19 protein-coding genes, 1 pseudogene and 1 riboswitch are annotated in these 13,425 nt (G+C 61.5%); of the genes and pseudogenes, 13 read left to right on the forward strand and 7 right to left on the reverse strand.

Features of this window, described 5'->3' with window-relative positions:
* Window positions 1-40 precede the first annotated feature (40 nt).
* From FHT82_RS29755 to FHT82_RS29765, 3 genes are all read left to right on the forward strand, one after another.
* The gene (locus FHT82_RS29755; RefSeq protein WP_183736313.1) at window positions 41-1,294 is read left to right on the forward strand and encodes an MFS transporter; all 1,254 of its coding nucleotides are present in this window, start codon (window positions 41-43) and stop codon (window positions 1,292-1,294) included.
* A gap of 111 nt (window positions 1,295-1,405) precedes the next feature.
* Window positions 1,406-1,654: a CopG family ribbon-helix-helix protein gene (locus FHT82_RS29760; protein ID WP_037107841.1), complete on the forward strand. Its 249-nt coding sequence runs from the start codon at window positions 1,406-1,408 to the stop codon at window positions 1,652-1,654.
* Window positions 1,651-1,941 (forward strand): type II toxin-antitoxin system RelE/ParE family toxin, encoded by a 291-nt coding sequence (locus FHT82_RS29765; protein ID WP_183736314.1) that lies wholly within the window; start codon window positions 1,651-1,653, stop codon window positions 1,939-1,941. The genes FHT82_RS29760 and FHT82_RS29765 overlap by 4 nt, the downstream gene beginning before the upstream one ends.
* 108 nt (window positions 1,942-2,049) lie before the next feature.
* Here FHT82_RS29765 and FHT82_RS29770 read toward each other — a convergent pair whose 3' ends face one another.
* Together FHT82_RS29770 and FHT82_RS29775 are read right to left on the reverse strand one after the other, a co-directional pair.
* Complete coding sequence (locus FHT82_RS29770; RefSeq protein WP_183736315.1) at window positions 2,050-2,376, reverse strand: hypothetical protein; 327 nt, start codon at window positions 2,374-2,376, stop codon at window positions 2,050-2,052.
* Window positions 2,377-2,516: 140 nt separating this feature from the next.
* A complete protein-coding gene (locus FHT82_RS29775) occupies window positions 2,517-3,275 on the reverse strand; it encodes an SDR family oxidoreductase (RefSeq protein ID WP_183736316.1) in 759 nt (252 codons plus the stop codon).
* A 390-nt stretch (window positions 3,276-3,665) separates the two neighbouring features.
* Here FHT82_RS29775 and FHT82_RS29780 point away from each other — a divergent pair, with 390 nt between their 5' ends.
* Window positions 3,666-4,361 (forward strand): hypothetical protein, encoded by a 696-nt coding sequence (locus tag FHT82_RS29780; RefSeq protein ID WP_183736317.1) that lies wholly within the window; start codon window positions 3,666-3,668, stop codon window positions 4,359-4,361.
* Window positions 4,362-4,626: 265 nt separating this feature from the next.
* Here the strand turns inward: FHT82_RS29780 and crcB are convergent, their stop codons facing one another.
* From crcB to FHT82_RS29795, 3 genes are all read right to left on the reverse strand, one after another.
* Window positions 4,627-5,058, reverse strand: coding sequence for a fluoride efflux transporter CrcB (crcB, locus tag FHT82_RS29785; protein WP_183736318.1), 432 nt, complete (start codon window positions 5,056-5,058; stop codon window positions 4,627-4,629).
* A gap of 77 nt (window positions 5,059-5,135) precedes the next feature.
* Window positions 5,136-5,197: riboswitch (Fluoride riboswitch) on the reverse strand.
* Window positions 5,198-5,296: 99 nt separating this feature from the next.
* On the reverse strand, window positions 5,297-5,467 hold the full coding sequence (locus tag FHT82_RS29790; protein ID WP_183736319.1) for a hypothetical protein: 171 nt from the start codon (window positions 5,465-5,467) through the stop codon (window positions 5,297-5,299).
* 121 nt (window positions 5,468-5,588) lie between these two features.
* The gene (locus FHT82_RS29795) at window positions 5,589-5,798 is read right to left on the reverse strand and encodes a cold-shock protein (RefSeq protein ID WP_183736320.1); all 210 of its coding nucleotides are present in this window, start codon (window positions 5,796-5,798) and stop codon (window positions 5,589-5,591) included.
* A 306-nt stretch (window positions 5,799-6,104) separates the two neighbouring features.
* Between FHT82_RS29795 and FHT82_RS29800 the strand changes: the two genes are divergently transcribed.
* From FHT82_RS29800 to FHT82_RS29810, 3 genes are read left to right on the forward strand one after another with little or no spacing between them, the layout of a single operon-like run.
* Window positions 6,105-6,431 (forward strand): hypothetical protein, encoded by a 327-nt coding sequence (locus tag FHT82_RS29800; protein WP_183736321.1) that lies wholly within the window; start codon window positions 6,105-6,107, stop codon window positions 6,429-6,431.
* Between the two features lie 17 nt (window positions 6,432-6,448).
* The gene (locus FHT82_RS29805; protein ID WP_183736322.1) at window positions 6,449-6,706 is read left to right on the forward strand and encodes a BON domain-containing protein; all 258 of its coding nucleotides are present in this window, start codon (window positions 6,449-6,451) and stop codon (window positions 6,704-6,706) included.
* Window positions 6,707-6,716: 10 nt separating this feature from the next.
* Window positions 6,717-7,004, forward strand: coding sequence for a hypothetical protein (locus FHT82_RS29810; RefSeq protein ID WP_183736323.1), 288 nt, complete (start codon window positions 6,717-6,719; stop codon window positions 7,002-7,004).
* Window positions 7,005-7,100: 96 nt separating this feature from the next.
* Here FHT82_RS29810 and FHT82_RS30725 read toward each other — a convergent pair.
* A pseudogene (locus tag FHT82_RS30725) lies at window positions 7,101-7,310 on the reverse strand (nickel-binding protein); the annotation flags it as partial.
* A gap of 141 nt (window positions 7,311-7,451) precedes the next feature.
* On the opposite strand from FHT82_RS30725, the gene FHT82_RS30485 reads away from it, so the two are divergent.
* From FHT82_RS30485 to FHT82_RS29835, 4 genes are all read left to right on the forward strand, one after another.
* Complete coding sequence (locus FHT82_RS30485; RefSeq protein WP_246698270.1) at window positions 7,452-7,712, forward strand: LuxR C-terminal-related transcriptional regulator; 261 nt, start codon at window positions 7,452-7,454, stop codon at window positions 7,710-7,712.
* 241 nt (window positions 7,713-7,953) lie between these two features.
* On the forward strand, window positions 7,954-8,376 hold the full coding sequence (locus FHT82_RS29825; protein ID WP_183736324.1) for an ester cyclase: 423 nt from the start codon (window positions 7,954-7,956) through the stop codon (window positions 8,374-8,376).
* Between the two features lie 3 nt (window positions 8,377-8,379).
* Entirely contained in the window at window positions 8,380-8,994 is a 615-nt protein-coding gene (locus tag FHT82_RS29830; protein ID WP_183736325.1) for a TetR/AcrR family transcriptional regulator, read from the forward strand.
* Between the two features lie 331 nt (window positions 8,995-9,325).
* Window positions 9,326-10,276 (forward strand): DUF3616 domain-containing protein, encoded by a 951-nt coding sequence (locus FHT82_RS29835; protein ID WP_183736326.1) that lies wholly within the window; start codon window positions 9,326-9,328, stop codon window positions 10,274-10,276.
* 40 nt (window positions 10,277-10,316) lie between these two features.
* Here FHT82_RS29835 and FHT82_RS29840 read toward each other — a convergent pair whose 3' ends face one another.
* Window positions 10,317-11,198, reverse strand: a complete 882-nt coding sequence (locus FHT82_RS29840) for a LysR substrate-binding domain-containing protein (protein ID WP_183736327.1) — start codon at window positions 11,196-11,198, stop codon at window positions 10,317-10,319.
* Between the two features lie 109 nt (window positions 11,199-11,307).
* On the opposite strand from FHT82_RS29840, the gene FHT82_RS29845 reads away from it, so the two are divergent.
* Both FHT82_RS29845 and FHT82_RS29850 read left to right on the forward strand, forming a co-directional pair.
* Window positions 11,308-12,249, forward strand: coding sequence for an AEC family transporter (locus tag FHT82_RS29845; RefSeq protein WP_183736328.1), 942 nt, complete (start codon window positions 11,308-11,310; stop codon window positions 12,247-12,249).
* Between the two features lie 286 nt (window positions 12,250-12,535).
* Window positions 12,536-13,333, forward strand: coding sequence for a class I SAM-dependent methyltransferase (locus FHT82_RS29850; protein ID WP_183736329.1), 798 nt, complete (start codon window positions 12,536-12,538; stop codon window positions 13,331-13,333).
* The last annotated feature ends 92 nt before the right edge of the window (window positions 13,334-13,425 follow it).

Consider the following 13,425-nt stretch of genomic DNA (forward strand, 5'->3'; position numbering starts at 1 on the left):
GCCTGCTCTTGAATGACATTTCAAGCAAGAGGATATCGATATGCAACAGGCAGAAATGACCGGATCGGCGAAGACGGAAAGACGGGGCGCCACACTGACGCTGTCGCTTTCGATGCTGCTCGCCTCGCTCGGCACCAGCATCGCCAACATCGCCCTGCCCAAGCTCGCAGAGGATTTTTCGGCGCCCTTCACTGAGGTGCAGGGCGTCGTCGTCGCCTATCTCGCAGCCCTGACGATCTCGGTCGTCATCGTCGGCCGGCTCGGCGATCTCTATGGGCTGAAGCGCATGCAGCTTGCGGGCCTCGGCCTGTTTGCCGCCGCCTCGCTGCTTTCGGCCATGGCGCCCGATCTGACGCTCTTGATGGCGGCGCGTGCTGTTCAAGGCGTCGGCGCTGCCTTCCTGATGACGATCTCGATGGCGCTGATGCGCGAGACGGCGAGCGAGGCGCGCATCGGCCGCGCCATGGGCCTGCTCGGCACGGTCTCCGCGCTCGGCACGGCGCTTGGGCCGTCGCTCGGCGGCGCGCTGATCCCGCTTGCCGGCTGGCGCGGCATTTTCTGGGTGCAGGTTCCGCTGGCGGGACTTGCACTGATCCTTGCCATCGCGACGCTGCCGGCTGACAGGGCCAGGGGCAAGACGCGCCCGGCCGGCCTGCTTGCCATGCTGGAACGGCGCCTCATCCCCAATCTCGTCGTCAATATCGTGGTCGCCGCCGTAATGATGACGACGCTGGTGGTCGGCCCCTTCTATCTCGGTCTGGCGCTCGGGCTGAAAGCCGCTGTCGTCGGCCTCGTCATGTCTGTCGGCCCTGTTATTTCGATCATCAGCGGCGTGCCCTCCGGCCGGCTGGTCGATGCCTGGGGCGCGCGACGGGTGCTTTCGATCGGCCTTGCGATGCTCGCCGCCGGCGCCTTCCTGCTGGCGATCCTGCCTGAGATTTCGGGTGTCGCGGGCTATGTTGCCGCCATCATCGTGCTCACACCCGGCTACCAGCTTTTCCAGGCTGCCAACAATACGGCAGCCCTTGCCGATGTGCCGAAGGACCGGCGCGGCACGGCCTCCGGCCTGCTCGGCCTGTCGCGCAATATCGGCCTGATGTCAGGCGCATCCCTCATGGGCGCCGTCTTCGCCTATGGCGCTGGCACGCAGGATTTCATCCATGCGGCGCCGGCAGCGATTTCGGCCGGCATGCAACTGACCTTCCTTCTTGCCGGCGGGCTGATGCTGTCAGCCATGGCAATTGTCTTCGCTGGCGCGGCGAATTGGTTATGCCTTTTTCGTGAAAAGGCATAACCGGTGGAAATGACGACGCCCGGCGGTATCCGGGCCGTCTGTCACCGACAGAACCTTGACGAACCACATTGGTTCACCAATAATCATAGTGAACCAAGGAAGTCAGGTGCCATGACCGCTGCATTTACCGTGCGGGTTTCGGACGAAACCGCGAGCAAGCTTAATCGAATCGCGGAAAAGCTGGATCGCTCCCGTGCCTATATGGCTGCCGAGGCCATTGAGGCTTTTGTCGAGCAGCAGGAGTGGCAGCTTGCCGAGATCGAGGCCGGGTTAGCTGAAGCCGATCGCGGCGAATTTGCCAGTGCGGAAGATGTGGCGACGGTCATTGGGAAATACGTCAAGGCTACCCGCCAATCATGAGCGGGAAGCCTATTCGCTGGACGCTTCGGGCGTTACGGCGACTTGACGAAATCGGCGCCCATATTGAGAAGGACAATCCTGATGCGGCAGCACGCGTGATTGCGAGGATCGCGACGGCTGTGGATATGCTCGCCGAACGACCCGCGAGCGGGCGGCCGGGGCGCATCAAGGGTACCCGTGAACTGGTGCTGGCGGATATTCCCTACATCATCCCGTACCGTGTCAGTCAGGACATCGAAGTTATCACCGTCATGCACGCCCACCAACGGTGGCCATCGACATTCTAGTCCTCATAATGGATTCAGAAATCACCTGGGCCGGTATTGGACGTCGGTCGGAGCCCTATCGCTTCAAATGGATCCATTCTGCGGCCGTATAGGGTCACGCAGGACAACTCAGGCAAATACGGTAATACAGACGGCCGTCCAGATTAACGCCGTCCCCAGTGCCATCGCTCGCCTGGCGACGGCGACCTTGTCTGCATCCCCCTCTGCGACAGGTGTGGTCACAATCCAGGGAACGCAACCAAGTGCCGCAAATCCGATGACGGCTACGATCATGACAAGATAATCGACTGCACGCCAGCTCCCCTGTTCATAGACCCCCCAGTATCCCAGAAAGGCCATTCCGACTGCAAACATGGTGGCGGACGCAGAGCAAAGCCCTGTAACGGACCCGGTCGGTGCATGCAGGTTGTTTTTTTCACGTGTCAGCGAGCTCATGACGCAATATCCACGACGGTTGGCTGTCCCTCCCGCAAATATGTCAGGAATTGAGCGCGGCGTGAAGCGCTGGTGACCCTCTGGGACATCAGCGCATTCCCCGCCTCGGGCGGCGCCACCGCCGCCCGAGGCCAGTTCTGCTACAGCAGCCGCACCGACATGCCGCCATCGACGATCATCGGGCTGCCGGTCATGAAGCTCGACTGGTCCGACAGCAGGAAGAGCGCCGCCTGCGCGATCTCCTTGGCAGCGGCCATCCGCTTCATCGGATGTAGGCCGGAGATATAGTCGAGGAACTCGGGGTTATTCTCCCCGCCGGCGGGTGTGATGGTGCCGCCGGGCAGCAGGCTGTTGATCCGGATGCCATCGGCCGCGTAATCGGCGGCGACCGATTGCACGAGGCCGATCAGGCCCGCCTTGGAAGCCGCATAAGCCCCCATGCCCGGCAGGCCGCCATTGCTGTATCCGACAAAGGACGAGGTGAAGACGATCGAGCCGCTGCGCTGCGCTTTCATGACCGGCAGCTGCGCCTTCAGCGCAAAGAACGCGCTCGTCAGGTTGGTGGAGATCACCGCCTCCCAATTGGCCGCGCTCATCTCCGAAAACGCGCCCATCTCGCCGACGACACCGGCATTGTTGAAAGCCCCGTCCAGCCTGCCGAAAGCATCGAGCGCCCGGTCGACCAGCGCTTGCGCGTAAGTCTCGTCGCGCACATCACCGGCGAGAGACACAGCCGTGCCGCCGCTTTCATTGATCTCGGAAACCAGCGCTGAGAGGTTCTGTGCCCGCCGCGCGCCGAGCACGAGTTTCGCGCCCCTTCCCCCAAACAGCCGGGCGGCGGCGGCTCCGATACCACTGCTCGCGCCGGAGATAATGATCACCTTGTCTTCCAGTTCCATGTCCAACTCTCCTGTTTTGATGGTCATGGAGGGGTAGGAAAAATGCGAACCGGCAGCCACCCGATTCCGGATCGGCGGCCACTACAGCGCCGCGCGTCTTTTAAGACGCGCAAAGGACGCTGTAACACTTTGAGTTTCTGCATAATTTTGTCCTGAAATCGATTCCGATTTAAGGAATTATGCAGTAGCCGGCGGCGCCTGACGAACGGTGCGGCGACGAAATCTGTTAACCATCTCCCGCTCTCTAGGACCATAGTCCGAGGGATGCCGGACCTCGGTCCGATGCACGCTCCGCAATTCGCGCCTAACATCGTCGTCACCCTGATGGCCGCCTCCCCGAGTCGGCGATCCCATGACTTTCGATGAACTTATCCTGCGGAGGAGAGACCGATGCGTATCGCAACTTTTGCGTCCATAGCTGCACTTTCAATGATCCTGGCGTCCAGCCCGCTGACGATGACCGGCTTCGATAGTGCCGCCATGGCAAAGGGCGGTGGAGGCGGCAATGGCGGCGGCAACGGTGGAGGAAATGGTGGCGGCAGCGGTGGAGGAAATGGTGGCGGCAGCGGCGGCGGGCATGGCGGCGGCAATGGCGGCGGACAGAGCGGCAGTCACGAAAATCGCGGCAACCAGGGTGGCAGTTCATTGCGCGACGGTTCGAAGTCCGGGAGCGCAACAAAGGGCAAATCCGGCGAGACGAAGGGGAAATCTCTGTCAGCGAAGAAGACCACTGACGATCTCAGGCAAAAGAACGTTCGCTCCGAGCTTGCGGGTCTGAACTCCCTCAACCGGAGCTATAAGGCCTATATGCACACGTCCGATCCGCGGATGACCGCGATCGCCGCCTATGCCACGGCCTATGCCCAGTTTGAACTCGACAACGGCTTCGCACCCGCCATCGATGACCCGATACTGGGTGACGCAGCACTGGAGGACGCGCTGGAGTCCGCCACGCGCACCGGCCAGCTGAGCCCGGAAGCCTTCGAAGAGGCCAAGACCATCCTCGGCGTCGGAGAAGCCGACGGCAAAATCGACCAGATCCGTGAATCCCTGTCTTACTCCGCCCCGACCTCGACAGGGAATTAACGGCCCCTCGATCCGCCGGGCACCCGGCGGATCGATTGCACCTGTCATGGGTTTTCCCACGGGCAGGATAATCTCTTTCCCCCTGCAGCTGCACCCGCTTCCCGCGACATCCCAGCCGCCCTGCAACAGGCTTCGAGCCGAAACCGAAAAAGACCTCTTGAGCCGGACCCAGCATCATAGCTTGGAAAGAGTTCCGAGACAGCGCGGAAGGCGTGATGGACGCCAAGGAACGGGAACTGGCTGACGGCGCCGCAATGTGCTCTTCTTACGCCTGCTCCTCGATCGCCACCTGCGCCACATCAGGCGCGCCGCTGTTGATCCGCGTCGCGATGAAATGGCCGACAGCCACCGCCCCGATGCAGAGCACGACGGAAGCCGTCACATTGATGCAGGCCCGCACCACGGCACCTGATCGCAGCAGATCGAGCGTCTGCAGGCTGAAGGAGGAGAAGGTCGTATAGCCGCCGCAGAGGCCGATCAGCACGAAGAGGCGCATATTGTCCGAGACCGGGAAGCGGCCATTGGCGAGCGTCAGCGTGCTGAAAAGGCCGATCACCAGCGAGCCGGTGACATTGATGATAACAGTGCCCCAGGGCATGTCCCGGCTGATCGGCATGGCGATGATGGAAACGGCATAGCGCGCGAAAGTGCCTAAGGCGCCGCCGGCCATGATGATGAGGCAGGTATAAAATGACATGCTCGCTCCAAAAATCTCGGACGGGCAATAAAAAACCCGCCTTGCAGCGGGCTCCGGACAGATTCCCACCGCGGTTCAACACGGTAGGAGTCATCAGCCTCTAGGGCGGTTTCGGGGGTACTCCATCCCCATCGGCGCAATATATAGCGCGGGCTGCGGTGGGATGGCAAGGGGGTGAGAGGTGGATGATCTCACCCCGACAGACACCCCTGGTACGACTGGCTCACCCGCCAGGCTGTTATTTCCCGCGCGGCGGCCTGCGGGTTTTATCGCTCTTGTCTTTGGCAGAAGATGTCTTTGCATCGAAGGCCTGACCGAAATTGGTGCCTCCCAGGTGCCCGCCGCCGCTGGTGTTGGCCACTTGGCGCGCGGCACGTCTGAGAAGCGCTGCAGCATCTGTCTTCGTCATTGTGTTCTCCTGAACAAACCGGCTTGAAAACAAAAAGGCCGGGACTGGCCCGACCTTTCCAGGGTTCGCATATCCGCAGTGCCAGTACATCCGTGGTCAAAGCGGGGTGCGAGCCGATTGATTATGCAGAACCGAGGTTCTGCGCCGCGTTCTTGCCGCTGCGGCTGTCACGGACCAGCTCGAAAGTCACCGACTGGCCTTCGCGCAGCGCAGACATGCCGGACTGCTCGACAGCCGAAATGTGAACGAACACATCCGGCGAGCCGTCGGTCGGCGAGATGAAACCAAAGCCCTTGGCCGTGTTGAAGAATTTGACGATACCAGTATTCATGAACGATTTCCTTTCAATCGCAAAGTATTACCAAGCCCGCTGCGTGCAGGCGATAAATGGTCGAGCTTGAGAGGAAAGATTAGCCAATGCGCATCTTGCGCAGAAACGAAGCTGACGAAGCAAATTCGATGAGCTGAACATAGGGAACATTTGTGTTCAGAACAAGGTATATTTTATTTTTATTAATTTCGCCGGCCATTGTGGAGGCAGCAAAAAGGGCGCATCTTGACCGCGTCAGCAGCCATTTTCACGGGCGCTGTTGGTTAAGGGCATCCACACCCTGGCCCCGACCGGAAGGAGGACTGAATGTCTTCCACGATCCTGCTGAATCTAGTTCCGATGTCCGCAATCCCGGTATCTTCGGCCGGCGAAACCGTACTTGATAACGACGACATGAACCTGCTGACCCGTATGCTCGATCGAGCCGGATATGACCAGGCTGCCGAGCCGAAGTTGTTCGTGCACGCTGCAGCACAGATCCTTTCTCTGTTCGATAGCGGCATCCGCCATGAAACGATCCTCATGGCCGCGCTTCAGAACGCCGGCGACTATCCCGGCGTCGCCGATCCATACGTCAAGCGCCGCTTTGCGATCCAAGGCCTGCCGCCGGGCAACACCGCGCAGGCAGTATGATGCGCAGGAGAACGGATATGCCCGTGCGTGAACGGCATCTGCAGCTTGTGCATTCGAGACCGGCCAATGCGGCCGATCTGGAATCCGAGGTCTCGGCATCGCTTCACCGCGCAGGCGATATCGATGCGACCTATATCTTCGTATCGGCGCATGAAGGCGACGTCACCCTTGCAGGATGGGTGCCGCTCTACACCCAGATCGAGCGGGCGGCGGATGTGGCGTGGGGCGTCGGTGGCGTGAGGCACGTTTTAAACGAGTTGTCCTGTTCGCTCTGAAGAGAAACACATGCCGATACCCTTCGAATCCATGCCGCAGGAAGAACGCCTCGCCATCATCGAGCTGCTGATCGCCCATCTTGCCACGGCCTCATCCGACGCGGCGGCTGCCGGCAACGCCTCGCTGCATGCCGAAATCGGCAAGGTTTCGGGACGGCTGAAGACCTGCCGCGAGCAGATCTCCGCCAGCGACCCGGCATCCGCAAGGCCCGCCGTCTCCGCAGCGCTGCGCCTGCTGTCGCGCCTGCAATCCAGAGCTGCCGGCGCCACGGCATCTGCCCGTACGGGTTTCTGCTGACTTGGTGAGGTGATCAATTACCCTGCACGCCCTCTTCCCCATCCCCTCCCCGAGCCAAACCCGAGGAGGGAACGAGGCGAACGCCGGCCGCTGCCCCGGAAAGCCGCCCTCGCGGGCGTGGTGATAGACGGTTTCGGCGCTGTCGGCCTCGTGCACGCAATAGCTCTTGTCGCCGGCGACATAGCTGGTGATCCAGTTGTACGGACGGTCGAGGCCGGCGACGACCTTGTTGGACGTGGCGGAAATCTCCCGCAGCTGCTCAGGTGTGAGCTTGACTGCAAGGGCCGCTGGCAGGAAGCCGCCGATATCTGGACGGACCGCCGCGCCCCCTATTTCGCGGCGCTTCCCCTGCTCGATGGCGACAATGACGCGCTCTACCGTGCTCTGACGACATTGGAAGCCCTCGGCGCCCTCGGCGCCACCGCCGTCACCGCCCACGTGAAGGACATGATCCGCAAACGCAGCGGCCGTCTTGCAACGCGCGGCCCGAGAGCCAGCACCAAAGCCAACGCCGCCAGCCTCACGACACGGGAATTGGATGTGCTGCGGCTGATCGACGAGGGCAGGTCAAATGCCGAGATCGGCGCGCGCCTGTTCGTCCCGGCGAAAACGGTGGATCACCACATCTCTTCGATCCTCGCCAAACTGAACGCGAAATCCCGCGGACAGGCGGCTGCCGAAGGACGGCGGCTGGGGCTGCTGCAATAGGTTGCCTCTCCTTCCGATTTGAGTGTTCCAATAATGAGATATGTCGTATTATACGATTTTTCTTTACATGAGACAAAAGTCTCATTAAGATCGTTACGTCTCAAAATCCAACCAGGATATGGACTTCCTCTCGCCGGCAGCCCGCCAGGCCGCCGACAAACTCGCAATGAAATGACACCGCAGTTTTGCCGCTGCGACGCCACGTCCGCGGCATCGTCAACTTTTTCAAGGGAGGACTAAAATGACGCTTACCCCCCGTGACATGGATCTGAAGATCGATGAGCATTTCAGTTTTGAGGCCAGCGACGATATCGACGGCGTGTTGCAAACACTGTCGGAGGATGTCGAGCACGACGTCGTCGGCTGGCCTTTCGGGCCTTCGCATGGACGCAATGCGGCCCGTGCTTTCTACGCGGCAACCTTTTCGGATCTCTCGGAAAGTTCGGTCAAATGTATCCGCAGACTTTACGGCGACGGCTTCCTGGTCGATGAGTCGCTTTGGAGGGGTCGCGCCCCGGGCCGGCCCTTCGGTCTCGAAGGTCGCAATCGCCCTTTGGAATTTCGACTGCTGCACGTCGTAGAGTTCAACGATGATGGTGACATCAAACGCGAAAACGTCTGGCTCGACCTTGCCGCAATCATGCAGCAACTGCCAAGGGACTGACTGATGGCCGAAGGAGGCAAGACGATTCGGCAAAACCAGCGGCAGCGAACACGCAAAGATCTGCTCGAGGCTGCAACGCGGCTGATGAAACAGGGCAACCGACCGACGTTGGAAGATGTCGCGGTGGAGGCCCTGGTTTCACGCGCCACAGCCTATCGTTACTTCCCGAGTGTCGAGGCTCTGCTGCTGGAAGCCTCCATCGACATAGCGACCCCCGGAGCCGAAGAGCTGTTCGGCAACGAATCCTCGACCGATCCAGCGACGCGCGTCCAACTCGTCGACCAGGTCCTGCATGACATGATCCTCGCCAACGAGGCCCCGCTTCGTATCATGCTGGCGCAGTCCCTCGAGCGGCGGGCCAAGGCAGTCGACGATGGTGAACTGCTTGGCCGCCAAAACCGTCGCACGCCGCTCATCGAGGCGGCACTGGAACCGGCACGCGGCGCATTCGACCCGAAAGCTCTCGAACATCTGATAAAGGCCCTTTCCCTGATCGTGGGGCCGGAGGCAATGGTGGTGTGCAAGGATGTCCTGCAACTCGACGATGCCGACGCGCGCGAGGTGAAGCGCTGGGCGATCAGGACGCTGGTGGCCGCGGCCCAGAAAGGCCACGGTTGATCTGCGCCCGGTCGCGATCTGCACCAGCTGCAGCTATCAGCCCTGACTCGCCGGTGCGACACCCGAAAGAACAGGCAAGCTCCATTAAAGAATAAAACTATGGCATCAGCACTTCTATAGACCGCCAAAGAGCCGACTTACCGTAACATTCAGCGAAACAGATGAATTTCATTTATGAAAATCGACAATTTATAAATGGATGAAGCCAGTCACACTGGCTTGCGCATGATGAACGACTAAACATTATATTGACGCGCACGTTCCGCGAGAGTTTAATTAGAGCATTGCCACCTCACCGGGAAGTTGCACGCCGAGACGGGGGACTTGTCGCATGAGCAACAGCAGCCGCGTGATCCTTTTGGCCTTGTTTTCGTCGCTCGTTGGCCCGCTGACGGCCAATGCGGCGGGCCACACATATCAAGGCATTTGCGAGGCCTCGGCCGCAGCCTTGGTCGATGCGTCGCATGTGGCGGTCGCAAGCGACGATTTCTCCGCGATCATGATCTATCAGCGGGGGAAACCGAAACCGGTCACGCAGTTCGCGGTCGACGATGTGACTGATATCGAAGGCGGTGCCCGCATCGGCGACACGATCTTCTGGCTCACATCCCATTCGCTGAACAGCAGCGGGGAAGACAAGAAGAAGCGCAAGGAACTATTTGCAACGACCGTTTCGGCCGATGGGACATTGTCGAACTCCGGCGAGGTCTATCGCAATCTTCGCGCGGATCTGGCCGCAGCACTTGGCCGCAGCGAAGACAGATCGAAAGCCCTCATCAACATCGAAGGCCTGGCAGCAACGCCTGACGGGCATCTTCTGATCGGCTTGCGAGGCCCTGAAACAATACCCAACGACCGCGCCATCGTGCTCGAACTCGCCAATCCGATGCAGCTGGTCAAACTGGGCACGGGCGACGTGGGCTCCGCGCAAATGACCCGTGTCGTCACGATGGACCTCTCCGATGGACCGGGAACGTCCGGCCGAGGCGTGCGCGACATCGCCCGGGTCGGCAGCCGATACCTCATCCTGGCGGGCTCCGAGCCTGATGGCGGCAATCCTCCGCCGAAGCTTTTCTGGTGGGATGGAAACGCCGAGGGCCGCGTCACCCCAGGTCCCGACGCTGATTTCTCGGGAATGACGCCGGAAGCAATCGTGATCTGGAGCGATCACGAGGGCGAGATCCTCAGCGATAGCGGCGGCATGATGATCAATGGGGTGGAATGCGCCGACAAGGATCCGCCCGAGGGCGCCTTTTTCCCCGCCATCAACCTCAAATTCTGAGTTTTTCAAGAGAGGGCGCCAAACGGCATAGTCTCGCTCTTCAATCCACGCCCGCCCGTCCCGCCACTTCGAAGAGCTGCGGCACGGCCGGGTTCTTCGCCGCACGCGAGGCGCAAAGCACGACATCGAATTCCGGCGCATCATCGAGCCTCCGCGACACCACGCCCTCGGCCAGATCATCGCAAAGCGATTGCGGGATCAGCGCCACCCCCAGCCCCTCCTGCACCAGCCGAATGATCGTGTGCTGCAGGCGCGGCTCGAAGGCATAATGCGGGACGACGCCGCCGGATGCGCAATAGAGGCCGATCGCCGTGCGCAGCGTTGGCGCCACGGTTGCGGGCGCAGCGATCAGCCTTTCGCCCGCAAGCGACTGCGGCCCGATGGTTTCGACCCCGGCCAGCCGATGGCCCTGGGGCACGATCAGGCACAGCCGGTCGCGGGCAAGCAGCAGCGTGCGCAGATGCGGCGCAGGACCGCCGCCGAAGGTGACGGCGGCATCGAGTTTCCCTTCGGCCAGCATCTCCTCGATATCGGTGGGTATGCGCTCTTCAAGGATGAGGCGCACATCCGGCCGCGCTTCGGAATAAAGCCGCACCAGCGCCGGGATGACGCTATGGGCGGCATGCATCATGAAGCCGAGCTTCAGCTCGCCCTTCATGCCGCAGGCGACCAGCTGCACATCGCGGCAGGCGGCATCGAATTGATCAAGCACGGCGCGGCAATCGGCAAGGAAATGCTGGCCGGCCGGCGTCAGCGCCACATTGCGCGAGTTGCGCTCGAAGAGCCGCACACCGAGCTGCTTTTCGATCGCCGCGATCTGCCGGCTGAAGGGCGGCTGGCTCATGTTCATGCGCGCCGCCGCATGGCCGAAATGCAGCGTTTCGGCCAGCGCCACGAAATAGCGCATATGACGTGTGTCCATTCGATACCTCAAAAGTATCAATAAGCATCCAAGATGACATTGGATTATCTCGATCCGGAACGCTAGGCAATCATCACCCCAGCCAAGAATGACACCCGCGTTGCCCCAAATGCTGACGAACCTTTCGATTGTCCTGCCGATCTTTGCCCTCATCCTCGCCGGCTGGATTGCCCGCAAGACCGGCGCGCTCGGCGAAAATGCCACGCGCGAGGTCAACCGGCTGGTCGTTTATCTTGCCTTGCCCGCACTGCTCTTCGACATCATGGCCAATGCCAGGCCCGCCGAGATCTGGCAGCCGGGCTTCATTCTCGCCTTCACGGCCGGCTGCGCCGTCATCTTCGGCGCCACACTCTGCTGGCGCGTCGCCAAGGGCCGGCATCTCGCCGATGCGGCGATCGACGGGCTGAACGCGAGTTACGCCAATACCGGCTTCATCGGCTTTCCGCTCGTCCTGTCCCTGGTCGGCGACACAGGCATGGCGCCGACGCTGATCTCCACCATCCTCACTGTCTGCGTGCTCTTCGCCGTCGCCATCATCCTCATCGAAGGCGGCCTGCAATCCGAAAGCCGCCGGCGCGATATCGCCATCAGGACGGCCCGCTCGCTGGCAAAAAACCCGCTGCTGGTCGCGCCCGCTCTCGGCGCGCTGGTCATGGTCTCGGGTGTGGTGCTTCCCGCCCCCGCGCATGCCTTCCTGAAGCTCTTGGGCGGTGCCGCCTCACCCTGCGCGCTGATCGCCCTCGGCCTGTTTCTCGCCGGCACCAAGGCTGGCGAGGCAAGCGCGCGGGCGACGACGACAAGCATTCTCGTCGGCCTGAAGCTGATCGCGCAACCAGCCGTCACCTGGGTCATCGCCGCACCGCTCCTCAACCTGCCGCCGGCTGCCACCCATACCGCCGTGCTGCTCGCAGCCCTGCCGACCGGCACCGGCCCCTTCATGCTGGCGGAATTCTACGGCCGCGAGGCGAGCCTCACGGGCCGCGTGGTGCTGGCTTCCACGGTGCTTTCGGTGCTGACGATCTCGGCCTATCTGGCGGTAGCGGCGCGCTGACCGCGATGCGGGAAGACTGCTTGCGCCTAGCCGAAGAGCCCGATCAGCCGGGCGGAGCTGATCATCAGGCCGGCAATCGCCACCAGCACAAAGGCGCACATGAGAATGAAAAAGATCCGGTTCTTCACAATGTCTCCTTGGAGCTGCTGCGGGCAAGGCGCATCATCGACACCAGCCAATCCGCCACCTCAATAACCGATCTCATCATTGCCCACTACACTATAAAAGTGCAGGATCGACCCGCCGCATTCATTCCATCTGACATTGAGGGAAGCCGGGGCCAATCATGTCATCCATCACCACAGGCAATGAAGAGCAATATAGCGACAGCAAAAAGCTCGCAGCCCGCGGGCGCCTGAACCGGGAATATACGATTGCCGAAACCGGCTGGTTTCCCTGGGTGGCAAGGCAGCTGCCGCTCAGGTCAGGAGATCGCGTGCTGGATATCGGCTGCGGCCCCGGCTGGTTCTGGGCTTCGGTGGTGAACGAACTGCCCGACGATCTCGCCCTCACCCTTGCCGATCTCTCCCCCGGCATGCTGCAGGAAGCGCTCGAGCGCTGCCACCCGCTCGCCTTCGCCGAAGTCACGGGCCGGCGGGCCGACGCCACCGCCCTGCCCTTCGAAGACGGCTCCTTCGATACCGTCATCGCCATGCACATGCTCTACCATGTCGCCGATCAAGCTAAGGCGATTGCCGAAATGTACCGCGTGCTGAAGTTAGGCGGTCACCTTGCGGTGACCACCAATGGTGCGGGCAACATGCGCGGCATGTACGAACTGACGACGGTGTTCGGCAGCCCGCCCTACGACCCCGCGGGCGCGGCCTTCGGCTATGAGACGGCAGAGCGGTTGATGCAGGCGCAGTTCGGCAATGTGACGATGACGGAACACCCGGCCCATATGCGGATAACGGAGCCGGAAGACGTGTTTCTGGCGCTGACTTCCTATCCGCCCGGCGACAGGGCTGATGAGGCAGAGCTTGCGGCGTTTCGGGTGGCGATATCAGAGGCATTCCGGGCGGGCGGCGGTGTGCTCGAGGTGGGCAAGGAGACGGGGTTGTTCATCAGCCGGAAGGCGGAGTGAGAGCACTCCCCACCCTCATTCCTGTGCTTGTCACAGGAATCCAGCCTGCCCAAGTCCTTGGGCAGGAGAGACTTTTTTCCTTTAAGTCTATC

The sequence above is a fragment of the Rhizobium sp. BK275 genome, assembly GCF_014193555.1.
Classification (GTDB): Bacteria; Pseudomonadota; Alphaproteobacteria; order Rhizobiales; family Rhizobiaceae; genus Rhizobium.